At 34.4% G+C, this 23,855-nt stretch carries 16 protein-coding genes; 2 read left to right on the top strand and 14 right to left on the bottom strand.

Annotation, left to right across the window (positions count from 1 at the left end; all coding sequences use genetic code 11):
* Positions 1-28: 28 nt before the first annotated feature.
* Positions 29-2,269, bottom strand: a complete 2,241-nt coding sequence (locus tag AVL50_RS13840; protein WP_062617087.1) for a hypothetical protein — start codon at positions 2,267-2,269, stop codon at positions 29-31.
* Between the two features lie 347 nt (positions 2,270-2,616).
* Here AVL50_RS13840 and AVL50_RS13835 point away from each other — a divergent pair, with 347 nt between their 5' ends.
* Complete coding sequence (locus tag AVL50_RS13835; RefSeq protein WP_062617086.1) at positions 2,617-3,924, top strand: hypothetical protein; 1,308 nt, start codon at positions 2,617-2,619, stop codon at positions 3,922-3,924.
* A 76-nt stretch (positions 3,925-4,000) separates the two neighbouring features.
* Here the strand turns inward: AVL50_RS13835 and AVL50_RS13830 are convergent, their stop codons facing one another.
* A complete protein-coding gene (locus tag AVL50_RS13830; protein ID WP_062617085.1) occupies positions 4,001-5,545 on the bottom strand; it encodes a hydroxymethylglutaryl-CoA reductase in 1,545 nt (514 codons plus the stop codon).
* A gap of 93 nt (positions 5,546-5,638) precedes the next feature.
* Between AVL50_RS13830 and aroQ the strand changes: the two genes are divergently transcribed.
* A complete protein-coding gene (gene aroQ / locus AVL50_RS13825; RefSeq protein ID WP_062617084.1) occupies positions 5,639-6,058 on the top strand; it encodes a type II 3-dehydroquinate dehydratase in 420 nt (139 codons plus the stop codon).
* A gap of 34 nt (positions 6,059-6,092) precedes the next feature.
* Here the strand turns inward: aroQ and AVL50_RS13820 are convergent, their stop codons facing one another.
* The 12 genes from AVL50_RS13820 to AVL50_RS13765 form a co-directional block, all read right to left on the bottom strand.
* On the bottom strand, positions 6,093-8,078 hold the full coding sequence (locus AVL50_RS13820; RefSeq protein WP_062617083.1) for a response regulator: 1,986 nt from the start codon (positions 8,076-8,078) through the stop codon (positions 6,093-6,095).
* The gene (locus AVL50_RS13815) at positions 8,065-8,637 is read right to left on the bottom strand and encodes a YfiR family protein (protein WP_082795810.1); all 573 of its coding nucleotides are present in this window, start codon (positions 8,635-8,637) and stop codon (positions 8,065-8,067) included. The genes AVL50_RS13820 and AVL50_RS13815 overlap by 14 nt, the downstream gene beginning before the upstream one ends.
* Before the next feature lie 3 nt (positions 8,638-8,640).
* Positions 8,641-10,800: a PD40 domain-containing protein gene (locus AVL50_RS13810; protein WP_062617081.1), complete on the bottom strand. Its 2,160-nt coding sequence runs from the start codon at positions 10,798-10,800 to the stop codon at positions 8,641-8,643.
* A 144-nt stretch (positions 10,801-10,944) separates the two neighbouring features.
* Positions 10,945-12,165: a hypothetical protein gene (locus AVL50_RS13805; RefSeq protein ID WP_062617080.1), complete on the bottom strand. Its 1,221-nt coding sequence runs from the start codon at positions 12,163-12,165 to the stop codon at positions 10,945-10,947.
* Between the two features lie 66 nt (positions 12,166-12,231).
* A complete protein-coding gene (pheA, locus tag AVL50_RS13800; protein ID WP_062617079.1) occupies positions 12,232-13,305 on the bottom strand; it encodes a prephenate dehydratase in 1,074 nt (357 codons plus the stop codon).
* Positions 13,306-13,465: 160 nt separating this feature from the next.
* Complete coding sequence (locus AVL50_RS13795) at positions 13,466-13,894, bottom strand: hypothetical protein (protein ID WP_044202794.1); 429 nt, start codon at positions 13,892-13,894, stop codon at positions 13,466-13,468.
* A 34-nt stretch (positions 13,895-13,928) separates the two neighbouring features.
* Positions 13,929-14,831: a hypothetical protein gene (locus AVL50_RS13790; RefSeq protein WP_062617078.1), complete on the bottom strand. Its 903-nt coding sequence runs from the start codon at positions 14,829-14,831 to the stop codon at positions 13,929-13,931.
* Between the two features lie 64 nt (positions 14,832-14,895).
* Complete coding sequence (locus tag AVL50_RS13785) at positions 14,896-18,036, bottom strand: ATP-binding cassette domain-containing protein (RefSeq protein WP_062617077.1); 3,141 nt, start codon at positions 18,034-18,036, stop codon at positions 14,896-14,898.
* Positions 18,037-18,224: 188 nt separating this feature from the next.
* Positions 18,225-18,587, bottom strand: a complete 363-nt coding sequence (locus tag AVL50_RS13780; protein ID WP_044202790.1) for a DUF1987 domain-containing protein — start codon at positions 18,585-18,587, stop codon at positions 18,225-18,227.
* Positions 18,588-18,593: 6 nt separating this feature from the next.
* Positions 18,594-19,142 carry a SiaB family protein kinase gene (locus AVL50_RS13775; protein WP_062617076.1) on the bottom strand — a complete coding sequence of 183 codons (549 nt, stop codon included), beginning with the start codon at positions 19,140-19,142 and terminating at the stop codon, positions 18,594-18,596.
* 128 nt (positions 19,143-19,270) lie between these two features.
* Positions 19,271-22,711, bottom strand: coding sequence for a PAS domain S-box protein (locus AVL50_RS13770; RefSeq protein WP_253764284.1), 3,441 nt, complete (start codon positions 22,709-22,711; stop codon positions 19,271-19,273).
* 78 nt (positions 22,712-22,789) lie between these two features.
* Positions 22,790-23,830, bottom strand: coding sequence for a GAF domain-containing protein (locus AVL50_RS13765; protein WP_062617074.1), 1,041 nt, complete (start codon positions 23,828-23,830; stop codon positions 22,790-22,792).
* Positions 23,831-23,855: the final 25 nt, after the last annotated feature.

Here is a 23,855-nt window from a genome sequence, read left to right as displayed (position 1 = left end):
TTGTATTCAGCAAAAATTGAAATTTAAGCTATCCAATAATAATACTATGCTCAATTCCCCCGTTCTCATATTTAATGACCATTGACCTTTCAATCAACTCCGCTTTATCAGGTAAATGTTGTTCTGCAGTAGAATAGAGCAGATGCCCGAACCATCTTTCCTCAAAACCATTGTTTCTTCTTTTTCCAGAACTCGTCTTCGTAAAAACTTCTTTCATTCTATCAAAAACTTGATCTAAAGGAGAATTCACTAAGTCTTCTGGAAGTGGGACGTTTTGATCAAAGTAAGTATTCAGAATTTTAAAAGAGAGGAGCGTAGCTTTATATCGATCAAAGAAACTGTCTGGATTGTATCGGTTGATAAATCGGTCTTTATTTCTCCATGTTCTATTTTCCTTTTTGTAATAAGGGGAATTTAAAAGTGAATCAATGGATTGTTTTTGTACCATATTGGATAACAACGGACCGTAAAACGCTTTTCGATTATCAGAGTAGTTACTCTTTTCCACTTTTTTAGTAGGAAGAACTGCTACTGCTAATGATTTTGAGAAATCCTCAATGGTAACTTTTTGACCTAAAGCCAACAGAAGATCTTTGAGTACGATAGGTGGAACATGGAAAACGGTTTCAATTTTATAATAACTCGAAGCATTGATTTCATTCCAAATCACATCAATAATCAACTGATATTCTTCCTCCTCAATGATTCCCCAGATAACAGAAGAAAAGAGGTAACGTTGAATCCCTTTTTGATCTTTGTCCTGAACCCTTTCGTCTTCAAAAGTATTCTGAAGTGTTAGTGAATAGTCTAAGTCATCATACGATAAATTTTCTTTTGGAGTAGGCGTTTCAATATCTAATACAAGATTAAAAGAAGCGTTTCTATTTCCTGATAGATCTGAACTGATGCTTTTCTCTAAACCATAAGCCACTTCTCTTTCAATTACATCTCTGCCATGTTTAAGGTCGATGAATGTTTCATTATGAGAAACCTTACGTCCAACGCTCCAATTCCCAAGTTTTACACCCACTGATAAAGATTTACTAATCTCTAAACCTTTACCCGACATATAACGATTGACTTCAATACTCTTTTCTTGAATTAAATCAGAAATATCTAATTTCAGTAATGAAGAAATATGCTTCGTAAGAATGTCACTAGAAACATAAGCATCTAGCATACTGCTTTCCATAACAGATTTTCTGTAAGAATATTCTAATCCTAATTCCAACTTCATTTTGAGTAGAAGCATGACCTTTTCTTTGGCTTTCTGTACCTTCTCCTCATAATCATTCAAGAAGTCAACTATTTCCTCGATAGGTGTTAAAGCTGGAATATCGATTTTTTGAAGAATGGCTTGTACATAAATATCTTCAGCATTGTTTTGTATTTTCTCTTTTACCTTCTCAATAGAATCACCAAGGTAATCTATGATATAGTCATCAATAATTGATTCAATTTGTTCAATGGCTTTAGGAGCTAATGAAATGCCTACTGAAGCGGATAAACCAATTCCTTTAGAGCTTTTCTTTTGCTTATTAAGCGTAATATGAAAACGGTCATCCGTCTTTTTGATGAAACAATTGAAAGCATCCTTCTTTGAAAAAGAGAAACCAATTTCAGAGGAAGCACCTACATTAAAAGCATTGGATTGCCCACAGCTTGTAAGAGCAAAAACAGGTGCTAAGATGGAAGATAAAACTTCTACAAGGTCAATAGATAAGGCCCCTTTAAATTCTCCATTTAAAGAAAAACCAACACCTTCATGTTCATCAAATGAATTCCAGAAATTACTATTCTTGCATTCGGTGAAAATCTCTTTTAAACTATGCACCTCGTTGGCAATAGTTTCCACAGTGCTTTTGTGATTAGGATGCACTCTACACCAATTGATTGTAATATCTTGTTTCCCTTCAGCTTCCAATGAGAAGTATTTTGAGGCGGAAGAATTGGCATTGCCTTTCAAATGACCTTCAATCAAGTACTCTATGATGGCATGATTCGAAATAAGCTTTTTATAGGGATGATTCTCATTAAGTATTACATTTTCATTATCTTCAAAATCATCACTGCTATTAAATACATTAATTTTAAAACTACTATTAGCACTTAAGTCAATAAAGAGGTTGTCATCAAAAACAGGAAGGTTTTTCTTATAAGGAGTATCAAAAATCTGATTATTGACCACTTCAAAATCGACATCGCTCAGTGGAGTAGTAAGTGATTGTAGGGTATTAGTTAATTTAGGAAGATGACTCAATACGTTCATAATTAGCTTTAATAGATGATCATTGAAAAATGTAATAAGTCCTGCAAAATGGGGTTAGACCATAATTATGGCAGGGCTTATCAATATTAGGAAATATAAACCCGAGGAACAAATCTATTTAAAAGGCGAATAAACCTACATTCACCCTAGAAAGTAATATTCAATTGACTTAGTAATAAATCATCTCATACGTTACTATTAGTCTTACCTTAAAAACGTGTTTTTAGCGTACTTTTTCTCTGGAATTGTATTTTTTAAAGAATATAACTTCATTATTCCCTCATTTTGAAAACATTATCAAACCTCTCCGTACAGATAGAAAAATTTAACTCGAATAACTATACGCTATGAAAAATTTAAAAAACCTTATTTTATTTATTATTTCATCAATTTTTATCATTTCATGTACTACTGAAGAGAATGAAGTTACTCCAGAAACTTTTGATAATGGTACCGTAGATTTAACCCAAAATGAACATTTTGATGCTACTTGGAACATTACTACTGGAGGAGAAATTTCAAGTATGGCGTTTACAAGTGAGGGGTTAGCTACCGTACAAGGAACAGCTTCAAATACTAGAACATTATTAGAAGAGAAAGATTTATTGTTTTATGGAGAATACACTGTAGAGTCTGATACAATAATCGATTTAGAGGGGTATGGCACTGTGAAGTTACTTAATGTGGATGGTGAGATTCAAATTGAACTAATTAAAGAAGATAATCCTGATGAAAAAATAAATATGTCTATTGAGGTGGATAAGAAGGAATTTTCAGAGAGAACAGCTTTCTTAGCCAATGTGTGGAAAGATACGGAAGATGATTTCTATGTATTCTTTACGAAAGATGGGGCTATTATTAGCTCAGATGGAAATGGTATCTGGGAGTGGACTGATGAAACTGAAGAAACGCTGAAAGTGAAAATGTCGGATGAGATATTCCAAGCCAACCTTTTAACTTTAACGGAAGAGAATATTGACCTTACATTAAGTTTTGAAGAGGAAGGTGTGACTTATACTGATACAATTAGTTTGGTTAGGGCAGATTATGAAGAATTAATGGAACATGTGGAAAGAGAGTACAAGAAGGATGATGAAGACGATTATGATGTTCCTAGTTTTATTGCAGGAAAAGGAAGTGTGAGTATTGATGGAGAGGTATTATTTAAAATAAAAGGTGCTGCAGGAAGACAGAATGAAGTTTTTGATAATGATTCATCTGGAAGGTTCTTTGATCTGGTATTTATGGAAGATATTAAAGTCTTAGAAGAGTTGGATGACTATGAAGGAGACGAGTTTATTGGAAATATGTTGTCAATCGGTTTGACTACTTCCACTGAAGCACCTAAAAAGATTATTGGAGATTATACTTCAGGTGGTGAATGGGAAAATGCCACAGATGCATCTGATTATGGAGTGCAGTTTGCTGGAGTGACTACCATGATCAATGATGAGTTTGCAGTGTATTTAAAAGATCATGGTGATGGTCTTTCGGTGGAAAACTTCACAATTAAAGAAGGAAAAGACGGTACAGTAGTAATCGATGCGAAATTCAATATTCATAAGGAGAGTAATGACCTTGAAGAAGTAGGAGAGAAGGCCACTGTCACTTTCCATTATGAAGGAAAACTATTTTTTATCACAGAAGATTTATAAAAATAAATAGTATAGAAAAACTCCCTGTTTGAACTAAGTTCAGGCAGGGAGTTTTGATTTATAGTAAGAATACGTATTATCTGTTTCTACCGTATTGCTCATGAGAACTAACCCAATCAGAAGAAGAAATAGCAGAGGCTAATGAAATTTCACCTGCTAAAACTACTGCGGCAACAATTTCAGCAAACTTGTGCGCTTTTCCTTTGCCGTAGCAATCTAATAACTGAAGACTTTCTTTTTGGGTGCCAATTCCCGTTCCTCCACCATAAGTCGCAATGATCAAAGAAGGAATTGTGATTGAAAGATATAAATCACCTTTATCTGTCAGTTCAGTATAAATGATACCGGCACTTGATTCAGACACATTCGCAACATCTTGTCCTGTGGCAATAAACATTGCTGTGATGCCGTTTGGCGAGTGCAATCCAGTATTATTTACACCAGACAAGAAAGAGCCAATAGCGGCAATTCTAGAATGGTGATCTAGTTGCTCTGGATCAACTCTCATATATTGTTGTAAAACTTCTTTTTTCAAGGTCACTTCAGCCGTCACTCTTTTACCACGAGTTCTCATGATATTGATTTGAGACGCTTTTTTATCTGTCGCAAAATTTGATTCCAAGAAGAAGTTTTGAATTCCAGAGTATTGATCTAAGATCCAGCTACAAGCAGCAAAAGTGGCTCTGCCAACCATATTCTGACCTGCAGCATCTCCAGTTTTAAAGTTAAATCTTAAGAAAGCGAATTTATTGGATAAGAAATGATCAATATAAACAAGGTCAGCGATAGAAGAAGTACTTTCAGCTTCCGCTTTGATTTTGTCAAAATTGAGTTTGATCCATGCTACAAAATCTCTAGCTCCACGTGCGTCAATAAATTCGAAAACAGGAGCACGTTGCATGGCATCATCTACAACAGAAACCTTAATTCCTCCACACATATTCGCTACTTTCATTCCTCTATTGTAAGAGGCAACTAAAGTTCCTTCCGTTGTAGCCATCGGGATCATGAATTCACCAATAGCATGTTCGCCATTTACTTTAATTGGACCTGCAAAACCCATGGGAACTTGCGCTACTCCCGTAAAGTGTTCGATATTTCCTCCTAATTCATGTGGATCAATGGAATATTTTCCAATATGATCAATTTTAGCTCCTGTAAATTCCTCTACAAATTCCTGTCTTTTTTTAATGATAGGTTCACCATAATCATCCATTTCGTCTCTAGGGATCTTCACTTCAGTATCTTTTTGCAGTGTGATTGCATCAGTTACAGCAAATTTTAAGGAACCAAAAGGAGATGCTTTTACAGAAATTTCCACTTCATGTTTTTCAATAGCTAGTTGAGGGTGATCCAATACTTCAATTTTAATCACTGCTCTTAGTGGAAAATCAAATCGGTTATCAGAATTAATACTAGTTGCCTTTACATCTTGTGTATTCGATGTATGCAAAACAATTTTTTCTTTGCTGACTTCTTTTCCATCAATTTTAATATGGAGAAGTTCTTTTATTTCAGCGTCTTTGAGTCTATTTTTGATCGAAAACTCAATTCCACGTTCAGTGTTGTTTAGGCTGCCACGTGTGTATAGTTGCTTCAACAGCATACTTGGGATAAACATAGTTTATTTGGTTTTGCAGTGTATAATGATATAGTTTAGTGTTAAACGATATTAGACCGTATTGTATAAGCAATTTAATAATATATATATAAAATGAAGCTATTAATTTTAAATGGGCCGAATTTAAACCTGCTAGGTAAAAGAGAGCCAACGATTTATGGTAATACAAGTTTTGAAGAATATTTCGAGCAACTTCAAGCTGCTCTGCCTGAAGCAGAGATGGAATACCGTCAGAGTAATCATGAAGGAACATTGGTTGATATTATTCACGAAGTGGGCTTCAGTTATGACGGAATTGTCTTAAATGCAGGGGCTTATACACACACTTCGGTGGCTATTGCTGATGCTATTGCTGGTGTTGAGACTCCTGTAATTGAGGTACATATCTCTAATGTTCATGCTAGAGAAGCATTCAGACATAATAGCTTTATGGCTAAAAATTGTGTTGGAACTATCGCAGGTTTAGGCTTAAAAGGATATGAATTAGCCGCTAGATATTTTATTGAAAAATAGCGATAAGTAAAAAAATAAATGAATGATTATTCTCTTATTCGTTTTTTAGTGGTTCTTTGGAGTTTGTATAATCTTGAACTTTTTGAAGTAAATTATCTTTTTTAAACGGCTTTGATATATAATCATTCATTCCCGCTTGTTTGCATCTTTCAAACTCACCCTTCAGCGCAGAGGCCGTCATGGCTATAATTGGAATATCTTTTTTGTGGGCAGGGAAAGAGTTTCGGATTTCTTTTGTAGCAGAATATCCATCCATTTCAGGCATATGCACATCCATAAGAATCAGGTCATAATCTTTTTCTTTGAACTTTTCTAAAGCAATTTTTCCATTTTCTGCTAAGTCTGAAACATACCCCCACTTCTTCAGTAAACGAAGTACTAACATCTGATTGACTTCATTGTCTTCTACAAGCAATATGTGCTTGCTTGTTGGTTCTTCTACTACTTCGGTTAAGTTGTTCTGTTGCAATGTATCTGTTGATACTTTTGCCTCCTCTTCATACTTTTTGAAGGTGATCTCAAAGTAGAATGTACTTCCTAGATCAACAGTACTTTCTATGTACATTTTTCCTTCCTGAAGCTCTACAAGTTGTTTTGAAATACTTAATCCTAGTCCAGTGCCACCAAACTTACGTGTAGTTTCATTAGAAGCCTGTGTAAAACTATTGAAGATGTGATCAATTTTATCCTTTTCAATTCCAATCCCTGTATCCTTTACAGAGAATTGCAATGTAACTTTATTATCATCTTCAAACTTATTTCGGACAGAAATAATAATACTTCCATCAAAAGTGAATTTTACAGCATTTGAATAAAGATTGATGAGTACTTGTTTTAATCGGACTGGATCTCCAACTATTTTCTCTGGTACTTTCTTAGAAATATCAAGGATAGTATTCAAACCTTTTTGATCTGTTTGAATAGAAAAAGCATCCAAAATAGAAGAAGTAACTTCCTTTACATTGATGACTTGTTCTTCGAAAGAAAGTTTTCCAGATTCAATTTTAGAAATATCCAATATATCATTAATAACAACCAAAAGGTGAGAAGCAGAACTTTTCAGGACTTTCAATAAATGTTGTTGTTCATCGTTCAGTTCCGTGTCTTGTAATAAATCAGTCATCCCCATCACGCCGTTGATTGGAGTTCTGATTTCATGCGACATATTGGCTAAGAATTCCTGTTTAGCTTTTGCTGAACTCTCTGCTACTTCCTTGGCGTGAATTAATGATTCATTTTGAAGTTCAATCTTTGAAAGCATTCCATTGAAAGCATCAATCAATAATCCAATCTCATCATCTCTACGATCTTTGATTCGGATAGAATAATCTTTTTTCTTTGAAATGATATTTGCAGTTCTCTCTAAATCAAGAATAGGTTTTGAAATACTTCTTTGTAATGGTACGGACAGCGTGGATACAAATATCAAAACGGAACCTACGATCAAGAAGAACATGAAAAAATACGTAGTAATTCTTTCGCGAATTGAGGTTAGTTGAGACCTTAAATAGACGGTGTTGATTCTTCCATTTTCATCAAAAGTACTCACATAGATATCCAGGAAATTTTCTAGTAGTGCAAATGTGGTGTTGTTTTGAGAGAAACTAGGTATAAAATCGGCGTGTGAAATCTGCCAGTCTTTATCAAGAATAATCCTATTATAAAGATCATCATTTTTCTCTTTGGCTTGTGAGAGTGCCGTTTTACTATAAATTGCAAACAGCCTTTGTTCTTTATCAAAAATAACTCCGGTAACAATTTGGGGGTTATTACTTAGGAGTTCATTTAAATTTCTTTGTGCAGGAGTAAATTGCTGTAACTCAACTGAAGCATCATTATTGTCACCAATAATCTTTGCCAATTGTTTGGTTTCCTTAATGAAGTTTTCTTTATACTGCTGGAAATCGTAAGCACAAAAAAGGATAGTGGAAAAGGAAGATGCAATCAAACTTACAAACATGATGATACCAATAAGTTTGTACCTTAAAGATTGCGATAATATTTTTTTAATCTGGGTCATAAGGGATGATGTCACTTGCGAGATTTAAGAGCTTCACATCAATAGTCAGCTGCGCTTTATTAGCTGAAACAATATTTAGAGTGTAGAGACCATTGGGCGTTAAATTGATTATACCCCCATTTTTACAAAAGTTAGGGATATTGTCGCCGATTGTCAATACAAAAGAGTTGTTTCTGCTGTAAATTTCCTGTAGAAATGTTTTTACTTCTTCGTTTTTAAAGCCTTGAGCCATAAAAACAATATGTGAGCCCTTAAGTTCTCTGATGGTTTGTGCTCTTCTGATTTCCCAAGCTCTGCCATTCACATACCTATTTCTAAACATATTATCAATTACATCTCCAAAAGGATCATCTCCCAATATCCCAAGCACTAATTTGTCATCTTCCACAAATGCTTTAGAAGGCCAGTTGACGTATTTCGCAAAAGTATTGATAATACCGGCCTTTCTTTCATATTCATCAAACTGAGCTCTACTTTCTTGATGGGACACAAGAATAAAGAGAACTGTCAATACAGATACTAAATGAAGTGGTGATATGTTTAGAAAAGGTTTTTTCAAAACTTATTTGATTATGATAGATAATTTCAGACATCCAATGTCGTCTGAACTCATTTTAGGTTTTTCTACAACTCTAACTTTCCATTGCTCAACCCCTTTAGATGCAAGATAATTATTAATGGAATTGATTCTCATTTGAGTTAAAGTATCAGTTTCTTTGATTTCGTTATTATCGTCTTCTTGAGTGAAATGAATAATTTCTAATCTTAAATCATTTCTAGGTTTTATAAATGAAGCGATGTCGTTTAGTGTTCTTTGATCTTCTCTAGAAATATCAAATTCATTTTCAATGAAATAATACCTCTGATCTAATATACTTTTATTTCCTTTAGATAAACGTACTACTTTTTCTCCAGTATCACCTCTCATACTGTCCAATGATGTTAAAAGGTCAGGATTTGCTTCATTAAAAGCTCTTTCAATGAGATCTAATAAAGGAGTGTAATAAGGATCTGGACTGCCTTCTGCTTGTTGTGAGATAACAGGATCTAAAGTAGGGTCATCTAAAGCATTCAAAGAGGCTAGACCGTCTTTATCAGTTCGGTCAACAATCATATCCATCAGCATCAGCAGTGCATCATATCTTGCATCCGCAATATCTTCTTTCTTATCTTTTATCTGATCAAAAGTAGTAACCTCAAATTGTGATTCCTGCGGGATTATATCATAACCCACAGTTTTGTTGAGCACCACAATATCTTTCATTTTAAATGTTTTAATCAGCTGATATCTATAGGTGTCTTTCGGAAGGTCAATTTTAATGTTGTAGAGCTCCAGTTCATTATGAGTGACTGTAATCGTATAATTTTTCCCTGGTAGAAGAATCATAAAGAACTTTCCAGTAGATGGATCTGGATCATAAACATACTTTTTATAAGTAATATTATCCTGATCTTTCACCGTCAAACTAATAGGGATTTTTTGACCATTTTTTTCTACCTCAATATTTCCTGTTACAATAGCCCTTTTCATCTTATGAACAGGTTTGAAAATAGAATAAATGTCAAATCCGCCTATAGCATCTTTATTTTGTCTATTGGATGAAAAGTAAGAATACCTTTTACTTGGAATCTGAGAGAATTGCACTTCATCGTAAGGTGAATTGATCGTGATTCCCAAGTTTTGAGGGTTAGACCATGTAGCTCCTTCCTTTACAGATCTTACTAAATCAAACCCACCAATAGATTTTGTACCATTAGTAGAATAATAAAGTGTTTTATTATCGTTGTGAATAAAAGGGAATACCTCATCATATTCACTATTGATGGTTGGCCCTAAATTGATAGGGTTAGACCAATCGTCCTTTCCAATTTTTATTGATTTATAAATGTCAAAGCCCCCTTGACCTCCAGGTCTATCACTAGAAAAGTAAATTGTTGTACCGTTATTTGCCAAGAAAGCACCCTTTTCATTGTATGATGAATTGATTTTTTCATTTAGCTTTTTGGGTTTTAACCATCTTCCTTTCTTTACTTTCGTTTCATAGATATTCCCTTTTCCAGCAGGGTCAGTTGGATATTCTATATACAAAAGCATATACGCTCCATCTTGAATGTAAAGAGGGTAAATATCTCTAAATTCTTCGTTGAATTGAGGGTAGGGATGATGAAACTGAATTCCTTTACGGTAGGAGAGGTAAATGTCATCGTCTTTACTTTGAAGTTTTTCAGGTAGAAAACGATATTGATCACCATAGACATAATTAAAACTGTCTCTTTGTCTTTTTGAACTGAAAATTAGAAAGTTATCTAATTTGGAAATGATTGGGGACTTTTCATCATAAGAGGTATTGATGGGGATTTCCATAACCTGTGATGAAATAGTGTTCCCTGTAATGACACTATTGGATAAGTTGATAGCGTTTTCGCATTGCTCTATTTTTAGCCTTGCATCCTTAAAAATTGGCGTTTTGTTGGAGTTTTCATAAGCTTCTAAGTACTCGTTATAGAAGTTGATTGCTTCAATATAATTTTCTTTGAAGTGAAGCAACGTAGCATAATAATAGAACTTTTCTGCGGGTATATCTGTACAGGAGTGATCTATAAGGTATTTGAAATAAGGTTCAGCATCAGCCTTAGAAAATGGAGATTGATAAATACAAACTCCTATTTTATACTTTATAGTGCACGAAGTGATGTCTTTGACTGCAATTTTTTCATACATAGTCAAAGCTTCATAATATTGACCTTCTTCAAAAAGTTTATCAGCATTTTCAATACTTACATTTTGTGCAAATATTGAAGAAGATAAAAGAAGTAGGAGTATAGAAACTATATAGTGCTTTTTTGAGTTCAGAGGTCTGATAGTTTAAATAGATCCATTCGGATTTGTTCTTATCAATAAAATGCCAAAGTTATTTTGGTCACTTGTCTGCTTTGATCCAACTATGATTAAATCTTTATTGGCGGCTTCAAGAACATCATAACCTCTTTGCTCTTTCACTCCACCAATAGATTTTTCCCATAGTTTATTTCCGCTAGCGTCCAGTTTTACAAGTAATGTATTGAAACCGTCCAAGCTAGTATTATCTCCATATTCATCTGGCACCCATACTTCAGTGTAACCTACAACAGCAAAACCTCCATCACTAGTTACAGTGATTCCATTACCTTCATCATAGCTTAATCCACCAAAAGATTTATGCCACTGTTCTTGGCCGTCAGCATCAGTTTTTACTACCCAGCAGTCTAAACTAGCTTCTGCAAATGTGTAAGAATAACCAACAATGGCAAAACCACCATCTGGCGTTTGAACAAATTGATTGGCTTTTTCAGTATCTCCACCACCATAGGTTCTTTCCCATTTTAATGTGCCGTCTAAACCAATTCTGAACATCCAAACATCCCACTTGCCTTTCCCTGAAGACTCAGTATTTCCAATGATTGTATATCCATCTTCAGAAATTGCAATATCTACAGCTTCATCATTTTTGACACCTCCGTAAGTTTTTTTCCATTCTTCAGTGCCATTGCTATCTATTTTAAGAACAAAAGCATCACCACTTGGTTCTTCACTATCTAATGTAATGATTTTTCCACCGATGATATAACCACCGTCTTCAGTTGCTTTTATACAAGTGCCTTCTTCAATAGAAACTTGGTCGCCATAGGTATGTCTCCAGACGAGTTTACCACGAGCATCCACTTTCACCACCCATGTGTCTTTGATGTCAACACTAAAACCATAAGAGTCAGAGCTTCCTACAGTAATGTATCCCCCATCTTTGGTTTGGATGATGTCATATACTTCTTCTGTTTCGGTGTCTCCAAATTTGAAATTCCAAATGACATTTCCTCCTTCGTCTACTTTCCATAAGCTCATGTCCATGTTACCGCTAGTACCAATTGAACGTCCTGCAATAACATATCCGGTGTCATGAGCTTTTACAATTGCTCTACCAATATCATACTTACCACCACCAAGAACCTTATTAAAACTCGAAAGAATTTTAGAAGGTGGGGTAGTCGAGAATCCATAACTTGAGGTTAATAAACCAAAAAGTAGTAGTATAAAAAAGTTTCTTTTCATTCTAGATTATTTAGGTCTTTTGTAGACTTCTCATCTTTACAACGACCAAAATTTATTTTTATTCTGTTAAACCATCTTTACGTAACTTCCTAAGAAGGTAATGGTATCAGGGTATACTCTAATAATTTCCTGAATTTTACTTTCTTCATAGTGACCATCGAAATCAATCAAGAACCAATACTTGAAATTATCTTTCTCTTTAGCTGGTCTGCTTTCAATTTTAGTAAGGTTAATATCACGTTGTCTAAATTCTTCCAAGAAGTTTGCCAAATCACCAGGATGGTTGCCAATTTTTGCAAGAATAGACGTTTTATCCTTACCTGATTTTTGATTTACAAGGTCTTTTGCAAGAATCAAGAACCTAGTAGTGTTGTCTTGACTGTCTTCAATATTATTGTAAATAATAGGCAACTTGTAAAGTTTGGCGGCAATTTGAGAGCAAATTGCAGCTGCTCCTTCTTCTTCAAGTGCTAGTTTGGCGGCTTTAGAAGTAGATGCTACTTGGATTAATCTGATGTCTTCATCAAAGTAATCTTCAATAAACTGTCTACATTGTCTAAACGCAATATCTTTAGAATATATTTTAGTAATCTTAGATAAATCATCTGTTTTTGATGCCAAAGTGAAATTTACAGATAACGGCAATTCGGCTACGATCTTTACATTACGATAGCAAAGCTGATCGATTGTTTCTGCAACAGTTCCTTCTTGGTTGTTTTCTATTGGTACAACACCAAAACGTACTCTTCCAGTTTCAACATTGTCAAAAACAGATTTGATCGTCTTAAGTGAAATATATTCACTCATAGCTCCAAATCTACTTTCTGCAGCCTGATGAGTATAACTACCTTCAGGACCTAAAAATGCTACTTTTTCTGGTAATTCGATATTTCTACTTACTGCAAAAACTTCCAAAAAGATGGCTTCAATAGCGGCATGATTTAACGTGCCTTCATCTTGTTTTGAAATAGAGTGTAATCTATCAATGATTGATTTTTCTCTTTCAGGTCTGTAAATAGCTGTTTTTTCGTGTTTTTTTAACTCTCCAACCTGTTTTACAACATTCATTCTTTCATTTAATAAACGAAGAATTTGGTTGTCTATAGCATCTATTTGATTTCTTAACGACAGTAAGTCCATCTTAACCGCACCTTTAGTGTAAATAAAATATGAATAGAAGTAGTTTTAATTGTGATTACTCACTTACTTCATTATAGTTACATCCTACAAAACTATAAAAAAAAAGCAAAAAAAAGGGCAGAAGTTGATCTCTTCTGCCCTGATTGTATTTTTTTATGTTTTATCTCTTAAATCCAAGTACTGCAGCACCGCAATAGCTCTTAGAATCCTTGAAAGTAAAACTCAAATAGTAAATTCCTGTAGAAGTACATTTGTAAGTCCAAGTACCTAAGAAACGATTGTTGTAAAAACTAGAAATAATTCTACGTCTTTTGGCATTGTATAATGTACTGATTAGACCTTGAGCACCACCGTCTTTACCTGAGATAGTGATTTGGTAGCTTGTGTCTTTTGCTAAAACACAAGTGTACTCAATTTTACGTCTAGTACCATTTCTACCATCAATTCTGTAACTTTTTGAGAATTGGAAACCTGGGTTTAATTCCTTCATACTTTTCGTTACATAAAGTTCTGCGTTACATTGAGCTGAAGCTTCATTGAATGCAAAAAGTGCGAAGATTAATGAGAATGCTAAGAATATCTTTTTCATTTTTCTGTATTTTTTCACTTAAGAAGTAATCTTATTATCTAATTACCTTGTTACGGATAGATTTCAATAAACTTGTGATTTTTTGGATATCACCGTCTGTTACATGGACTACGCTTCTAGTACCATCTGTAACAACAAGTACGCCATCAATTTCTTCCATAGTAGGTTCTCCTACGATTACCTCCACTTCAATTTGATCATAGATCTCTTGTAAAGCAGTTAGGTCATTAATCAAGTCTTCAAATCCTGGGCTTGATTTATATATATCTAAAACTAGAAGTAATTGATCTAATACAATTTTCTGGTCACCAATTTTATCTTTTAAAAGATCATTTGGTTCACGTGCGTTTACCATTGCTGTAAGGTAAACAGCTTCAATCCAACCTCCTGTAAGAATAAGAGCACTAACGTTCTCTCTTTTTCTTTCAGCTAGGTTATTATTAATTTTTTCGAAGTTTAAAGTTGTAGTCTGAATCAGTTCGTCTAATCTATTTGAACTTTCAGCTAATTCTTTAATTGTTTCGTAATCAAAAAATGCCCCAATTCCTAATCCATCAGCAAGATCTTTTACTGAGTTTAAGAAACTAATCGCATCTTGATTTTTTCCATAAATGTTCGCAAAGCCAAGGTCAGTACCATAGATACCTAAGTTTAGTGCTTTTTGAAAAGTAGTATTATATCTTGAAACAGCGTCAGGTGCATTTAAATCGCTTTTATTGTAAACTGTTCCATTCTCTTTAATTAAAACAGAAATCTCTAGAGGAGAAGGGATAGATTCTAGTACTTCACCTACTGGTAATATTTCTTGTTCAACGTGAGAAGGGGCTACCCCTACTTTTGTGTCTTTTACTTTTTCAATAGGTAATTCTCCAGCTTGAGCGAACGAGGAAGCTAAGAGTACCGATGCGGCTAATGTATTAAGATATTTGGTTTTCATCTTATTCCGGTTTTCTAAGATAGTTGCTATCCAAAATATATGAGGATATTTTTAACAGTTGTGTTTATGCTTCTTTAGAGACAATCTTTGTAAAAATTACTTCAACCCCTTCTATCAGTTTCTTCAATAATTCAAAATAAAGGGAGAAGTACAAAAGAATAGACATCATCCAAATCCACAGTACATTAAATGTAAATGTGTCAATATATGTGCCAAAAAATTTCTTTGCGGGAGCAAACAGGTGAGTTCTATAATCCAAAACTCCGGCTGTGTTCTCCTTAATAAAGAAAATTGGATCTATAAGTTGCACAATTCTATTATGATCAACAACAGTTCTATTAAGAACAGTTTTGTTTTTCACAAAAGTTTCTAATTGATCATTGTAATATTTATCTTTTGATTCAGATAAATTAAAGTCATCACCATAAGCTTTCTTCATTTCATAGATTTTAGCATCTCTTTGTTCTTCTGCTTTAATCAAGAAATCATTATAAAAAATGGACGACTCATAAAGAATTTTTCTGAACTGATTACCTTCGCTTGAAGTGATTTTACCATCTTCCATGAAGGCCATTACAGTAGCTTTCTTTTCTTCCATCGTCGTGAAGAATAAATCTGAATTGATCTCATTTGTAAGAGTAAGAATATCATCTGCTAAAATTTTAGCTGTACTGTCATTCGTGTTCTTACTGTTTAATTGAGCATTGTAAAGGATTTCCTCCATTCTCGGTTCCCAATAAGCACTCTTATAATTACTTTGACTCAACTTCATGTCAACATCAAAGAAAGGTTTTTCATATCTGTTGTTTTTGAATTGCTCTACAGATAATCCTTCGTATGCCCATCTTGAAGCCATAATATCAGCAATCAGTGGCGTTTTGCCATGTTCACTAATTGTGTTATTCAATTTGCTGAAGTCAAATATTAAACCACTCAAAATCATTTGAGGAATGAGTAGAATAGGAATTAATATGTAAACCGTAATAGCGGAATTGAAGGCTGATGAAATGTTTAAACCAATAAGGTTGGCGTGGCAAGAAACAGTAAATAGAATCAACCAATACTGATATGTCAAGTCAGGAATTTCAAGGATAGTGTTACCAATAAGTACAAAAGTGAATGTTTGTACTGCAGAGAATCCAAAAAGAATAATCAGCTTTGAAAAGAGGTAACTAGACCTACTTAGATTAAGGAATGATTCCCTTTTCTTTATTTTCCTGTCTTTGATAATTTCCTCCGCACTCACTGTCATACCCATAAATAGTGCAACCAGAATTGCAATCAGGATATAAGCTGGAACATTTTCATTATGTCTGAATATGTAATCGGAGTCGTTATTCTTGATGTAATAAATTACCCAAGAAAGTAAAACTGCTAAGAAAGGAGCCTCTAATAGGTTGATCAATAAGTATTGCTTATTACTAAACTTCGCAAGGAAATCACGAATAGTAAAGATTGCAGTCTGCTTAATCTTAGAAGGAATTCTTAATGTTTTAGGAGGGTCCACGTGAACTTCTTCAACTTCAGTTTTCTGGAAAGTTTCAGAATAAACTTTATACCAGTCTTGAGGAGTTGCTTTTCTTTTGTTGGTAAATTCGCCGTATTCATCCACAACTTGTGCTTCAATGATATTGAAAAGCTGTTCTGGGTTTACGTTACCACAAGTGTTACATTGTCCTTGATCACTATCCACTTGTCCAGCTGCACTCTTGAAGTGAGTAATTGCTTCAATAGGGTTGCCATAGAATACCGGATATCCGCCAGTATCCAACAGCCACATTTTATCAAACATCTTATAGATATCTGATGAAGGCTGGTGAATTACAACAAATATTAGTTTTCCTTTTAGCGATAATTCTTTTAAAAGGTCAATTACGTTTTCAGAGTCTCTTGAAGATAAACCTGATGTTGGTTCATCCACAAACATTACCGCTGGCTCACGGATAAGCTCTAAGGCGATATTTAGACGTTTACGCTGACCACCTGAAATCTTTTTATTCAGAACATTACCCACTACTAAGTGAGCAATTCTATCTAAACCTAAACTAAGTAGTACCTCATTTACTTTATCTGTCAATTCTGCTTCATTCATATCTTTGAAACAAAGCTTGGCATTGTAATAAAGGTTTTGGAATACTGTTAATTCTTCAATTAGAAGGTCGTCTTGAGCAATGTACCCAATAACACCTTCAATTTTATCTTTTTCTTTGTGCAGGTTGTAGCCGTTGATTCTTACTTCACCGTTAGATGGCGTTTCCAAACCAGCGAGCACATTCAGTAATGTCGTTTTACCTGCTCCAGATGCACCCATAATACCTACAAGTTGTCCTGTGTTTTCACCGAAATTAATATCACGGAGACCAACTTGGCCATTAGGGAATTTATATTCTAAGTTCTCAACAACGAAAGAGATATTACCACCAATTTCATCAGAGTTGTATTTATTGACTAAGTCACTGTAGTATAATGGTGCTCCTTTTGGAGTTTTGAAAATACTACCTGGAGAGAATAAATGAACTGTATTTGATGCAACAGGCTGACCATTTAAGTAAATAGTGTCTTTACCTGTGTATTTAGTGAAGTAGAGGGCAACACTTTTTAGTCTGATGAAAATAATCTCACCATCTAAAAGGCCCGAATCAATAAATTTGATCTTACTTCCTTCAGGAGGCATTTCATCATCAAAAATAAGGATATCTTCATTGTCAATTTTTGAAGAGTGTGTTTCAATGACAAAACGTTCAAGGAGTTTGTATTCAGGAGAAGGAATATTAAACACATCTGCAACAGTGTGTATGATATCCATTCTTTGTGGGGTAAATGATTTATCAGAAGCAACGAGTTCTAACAACTTCACCATAACAATGACTTTTTGTTTCTGGTCAAGTGTCTTATTGATCTTTCTACAAAGAGAAAGTGTTCTTACTGAGTTTCTCACTGATACAGCATCTGATACTGTATCGTCAGCACTTTCACCTCTAGCAGCTCTTTTCTTGGCAGCCTTTGCTTTTCTCTTTGCTATACGATCTTCTTCATCTTTGATAAGCTGATCATAGAGTTCTATATATTCTTCAACAGAACGTTTCTCAAGTTCTTGATTCAAGAAATTGATAACGAAATTTCTTTCGGTTTCTGTTAAACCCTCATCTTGTGTAGAGATGATAGCGAAAAGTTGGGTCAGTGCCTTTAATATTTCTTCACTCATAGATTGCCGACAATAGTTCGGAAATTCAATTCAAAACAAAAAATAATATACACTCCTTTGAGTATATATTTAATTAATGCAATAATGATGGTAAATATTGCATCAAAAACCGTTATTTATTAAGTAAATATAAAAAACACTTGGTTTTAAAAGAAAAGCCAAGTGTTTTTTATTGAGAAAGTTACATATTAGTATGTTTCGAATTCAAATTCAAGTTCTACTAATTCTTCAAACTCTTCTCCAGCTTCTTGCATATCTTCATCATCTTCATGGTAGTACCATACAATTGTAGTACCTACTATTTCTTCTAATGCTGACAGCACATCTAATATAAGCTTAGATGAAGCTGTATTAAAGTATTCAAGTTTGAATAAAAACTTTGTTGAGCTATTTGCATTTTCAGCATACTCTTCTATCCACTTTAGGATAGGAGCAAAGAATTCTGCTGAGTCTTCTGGAAGTGATCTACCCGAAATTTCGAATAGTTCGTTGTCTTTGTCCAAGATGACTTTTGGCGTATCCTCCGTTCCTGCAAGATTAAGGACTTTCATGTAAAGTTATTTTAGATTTCTTGGAATTGTCGTTTTAAGAGAAAAAAATGTGAACTCATCATTGATGGGTTCAAAATCAAAGCGGAGTTTCTCGCCTGATTTTCTGGCCATATCAATAAAGCCAAGACCTGCACCACCTTTGGCCGAAATCTTACCGTTCTTGATAATATCTTTATATAAATCTTTCAGACCGTCTTTATCGAGGTCATTAATTCTTTCTAACCTTTTCGCAATGTCTCTGACATTCTTAGAAAGTATTGGGTTGCCTGACGTGATAAAATAAGAGTTATCTTCTTTGCCTATCATAAAGACGGCACTGTTTTTTTTGTCAGATTGTTTCTCCATCGGGACAGCATACTTACTGATGTTCTGCAAGCACTCTACCATAACGTTAAAGACCTTTCTTTTGATCTTTGACTGTTCACCATATGAGTCCATGTTCCTTTCCGCCATGGATAATACAGATTTGGTTATATCTTGCGTAATCTCTCCTTCATAAACGAGGATGAGATCTTTGTCAAGCATTGTCCTGTGAAGTTCGTAGATGTATTTCATATGTCCGAACAGAAATTATTAAACCAACTTAATATTGTTGGAGCTTCATTCTTACGAATTTTAAATTTAGACGTAAAAAAAATATTTTCAAATATAACTAAACGTAGGAAACTAACAAGTTTTCTTAACTAAAATCTTATTCCTATCATTATAACGTCATCAGTTTGCTTTGCATTGCCCTTCCAGTCCATAAATGTTTGGTGAAGTGTATGTGCAATCTCTTCCATATTAGAATGGTCTGAATCGGAAATGACCTCACGGATTCTTTTAGCTCCAAATTTTCGATTTTCTGGTCCTCCGAATTGATCTGGATAACCATCCGAGAATAAGAAAATCTCATCACCTTCGTCTAATTGAATTTCGTGAGTGGTAAAGTTTGTTCTTGTTTTGTATTCCCCTCCAACCGGGAATTTATTTCCTTTTACCTGTATAAAATCTTTGCTTTCAGCTTTGAATAAGAATAGCGGCCTATGTGCGCCTGCATATTCTATCTTTCTGGCATCAACATCTATTTTTGCAATTGCAATATCCATACCATCTCTAGTACTTGTATTAGAGTCTTGTCTTAGGGTTTTCGTAACCCCTTGATGCAGTAAATCTAATATTTCACCAGGAGAGATGTTGTGATTGTTTTGTACAATATCATTTAAGATAAAATAACCAATAAGAGAGATCAGTGCACCTGGTACTCCATGACCTGTACAGTCTACGGCAGCGATATAGACGTCATTGTCTTTTTTGAAATACCATGGGAAGTCACCACTTACCACATCTCTAGGTTTGTATAAAATAAAGCAATCTTTAAGGTCTCTTTTGATAATTTCCGTTTCCGGAATGATAGCTCCCTGTATACGCTTGGCATAATTAATACTTTCTGTAATTTTCTTGTTTTTAAGCAAGATCTCCAATTCGGATTTTTTACGTTCAGTAATATCATGGGATACGAAAAGTGCACTCTCGAATTCATTGTCCTCATTGAATTCAGGGATTGCGGTGACAGTCATAAATCGATTTCCACTTGATGTAGGAAATTCAACTTCTCGTGTACACTTTTCTTTCTTAGAAGAAACTTCAATCAGCATATCTTTCCATTCTGTAATAATATGTTCTGGTAATGCTGTATTGTCAATTTTCTGATTCAAGAATAAATCTGCTGACAGGCCAGTGAGTTCTTCAATGATAGGGTTTGTATAGAAAATCAACCCTTCTTTATTTAACCTTTGAATAAGATCAAGTGAGTTTTCAGATAAAGCCTGCATTTGTGTACGCATACGCTTCTCTGTTTCTGCTCTTCTTCTTTCTGTGATGTCTTGTGCGTTGATTACAATACCTTCGATCGCTGGGTCTTTCGTAAGGTTGATACCTGTTGCTTCTAGCCAGATGTATCGGCCATCCTGCAGTTTGTATCGGTACTGTGCACTTAGTGTTTCTTCGTTCTTAGAGTTGGCCAAAGAATGAATGAAATCTCTAATCTCATCTACGCTATCTTTGTGCAGGTTGTCTAAGTAGGAAAGATTAATAAGGTCCGCTGGTTTGTAACCAAGGATATGTTTAGAAGATGGACTGACGAATTTGATTTTTGCATTTTCATCAAAAATTGTAATTACCTCAGATGCATTTTCTAATAAGGATTGTAATCTATTTTGTGATCTTTTTACTTCTTCAACTTGTTCCTCCAAACGATGGTTCGTTCTTTGTAATTCTTCCTGAGTAGCTTCCATTTCTTCCGCATTCTGACGGAGAATTTCTTGCTGTACGGAAAGTTCTGAACTCATCTGCTGTGATTCTTTCAGTAGCTTAACAGTTCTCTCATTGATCTTAATGTTGAAAATCGTACGGGCAATGATGTGTGAGATTTCTTTTACAAAATCTAACTTCATTGTTGAGAAGTTATTCAGAGAAGCAAATTCCAGAATACCAAATACTTTATCATTGGCAATCAAAGGCATGATAAGAATGGATTTTGGCTTTTGTTCACCTAATAAACCAGAAGTGATCGATAAGAAGTTGCTTGGAATTTCCGTTCTTAAGATCATTTCCATTTCAATAGCGGCTTGCCCCACTAGACCTTCTGCAAATTTGAATTTCTTTTGAAGGAAACGCTTCTTATTATAAGCATAGGTACTTACTAGTCGAATTTCTTGCTCGTCTAATGATAGTTCATCAGTGGCTCCTTCAACTACATAGAAAGCACCTTGAACAGCATTGATTTTTTCAGTTGTAAAGGCAATTACCTCGTTGCCTAATTCTACTAAATCATTATGATTACGAAGGATCTGTCCAATTTCAGCTTCACCTGTAATAATCCAATTTCGTTCAGAATCTCTTTTTTCAGCTCTTTGAATACTGTCTCTCATACTGATCAAGGCATTACCCAATGTATCATCATCACTTAGGGAAGTGTAAGATGCATCATAGTTCCCTTCACCAATCTGTTCTGAAAAATTTGCAGTTCTTTTCATACCGTTCACTACTTCTTGAACGGCCATTGACATTTCCCCAATTTCATCTTTATGAATCAGATTGACCACTTCATGAGGGAGAATACCTTTTGCAATAAGGTTCAACCTGTTCTTAAGTGTAATGATAGGACTTGTAAGGTATTTTGAGAAAATTACGGCAATCATCATTGAAATAAAGATGATGACAATGGCGGTATAGAAGAATGTTCTAATCAGGCCATTTAATCCGCTTTTAATTTCATCATAATCAATTTTTACGACTAAACCCCAATTGGTTGTTGGGATGTAGTTCCAATAGGAAATTGTTTTCTTTCCTCTCCAGTCAATATCGTAACTAAAGTCTTTAGAATCACCTTTGGCGGCTTTTTGAATTGCAATGTTTGAAGGATCTCCAAGGCTGATCACCTCTGTAAGTAGGTTTGGACTGCCTTTTAGTGGGGATATAATCGTTACATTGCTTGATTGATTATCAGAAAGTCTTGAAAGAAGAATTTCACCAGTGTCACCAAGACCTGTTCTGTTTTCAACAATAGGATAAATATTCTTTTGGAGACTGTAAAGGATAATAACGTGTCCTAATTCACCAAACCTTGATTTCATTCTAGGGGATACTACATAAATATGAGCTCCTTTTTCTGTATTGAAAGGTTCAGAGAAATACGTTTTTGTCTTCGCCTTCTTAATGATTTTTTCAAATTTCTTATTTCTATCACCAACAATTACTGAAGCAGGGAAAGTGTAACTCGTATATAAAACATTTCCTTTGTTATCGGTGATGATAATGTTAGAATACCCATTCACAATTTGCTTAGGGAAAAGCTCATTATCTAGCTTTCTTTTGATTTCGTAATAAGTAGAATCTTTATAAGATCTTGATTTGGATTGAAAAAGGTACTTTAACTTTGTGGCATTATTTACAATCAAAGCAGATTTTGCCATGTACTTCAAATTTTGTTCGATGTACTTGAACTTTTGGTCAATCTGTTCTGCTTTCAGTGTACTAATAACATCAAAAGTTTGAGAGAACCTTCTTTCAACTGAATTTTCAGTTTGGAAATAAGAAAGGGAACTAATAGTTACTACAGTAATAGTTACAACGAGTAACATTATTATAGTAATTTTAGTACGTATCTTTAAGTCTTGGAAAAACATATATATAAAGTCCTACTGTTTATATCAATATTTTTAACTTTCTGTAAACCAAATTGTCACCTTGTCCAAAATTTCACGATCCTCAGGTGTGAAGTTTCTGAAAGAGGCGAGTTCTACAACTCCTAATAAATTAGCTTCAGCGTCTAAGATTGGAGCAATCATTAGAGAGTTAGGAGTAGAGTCTCCTAATCCTGATACTACTTTAATGTAGTTTTCAGGGATAGTATTTGAAATGATCGAAGATCTAGTTGCCGCAACTTGCCCAGGGAGCCCTTCTCCAAATTCATAAGCCAAAGTCTGCGATTCTGGTAAATAAAAGGAGAATCCTTTCGAAAAGGAAATCATATTTTTACCATCAATAACTTTCGTTTTGTAGTAAATACCAGTACTTACCTGGAATTCACGGCAAATCGAATTTAAAAGTGTCTGCTCTTTATCATCACCTTCATCTCTGTTGAGAATTGAAGCTTGTATGTTCTTTTTGATCAGCTGACCTCTCTCTCTGAAAGTGTCTTTTGCTTCTTCTTCTTTATTTTGATTCTCCTTTGAGAAGTACTTCGGTACATAAATGATGTGATCCTCAGGATCTTTCATTAGTTGTGAAATAAGACGGAATAAAAGGAATACAAGTATAGCAAAAGTGAATCCTAATGTATAAAAAGTAGGAGCACTCAAATCCATGACCTGTAGATAGGTTTTATCATCTTTTCTCTCCAACGCACTCAATATCTGCTCAGGAAGATTATACAACTTCGAGGTAGAGAAGAAGGATAGGAATATAAAAATGATTCCTAATATAATATTAAACACCTGCTTACTATTGAAGATAAGGTAGATTAATACTATTACAAATACCAAATCGATATACCCTAAAGTCAATAAATAAGTCTCTCTATTGAACTCTTTTGTTTCAAGAACTCCAATGAGTGATAAAATATTAGGATACTGATTTTCTAATACTAATATAAGCGAGAAAGTAAACACAAAAATTGAAGCCACGATAATCGCCGGGACTTTATATACCGTGTGGATGTTCTTTTCTCTAATATTTGTTCTTTTCTGCGTTGTTTTCAAAATACTAATTAGTTTGCTTGAAAAA

It is taken from the genome of Flammeovirga sp. SJP92 (genome assembly GCF_001583495.1).
Classification (GTDB): Bacteria; Bacteroidota; Bacteroidia; order Cytophagales; family Flammeovirgaceae; genus Flammeovirga.
Note: the sequence above shows the minus strand (reverse complement) of the source record. Positions and strands in the feature narration are given on the sequence as shown.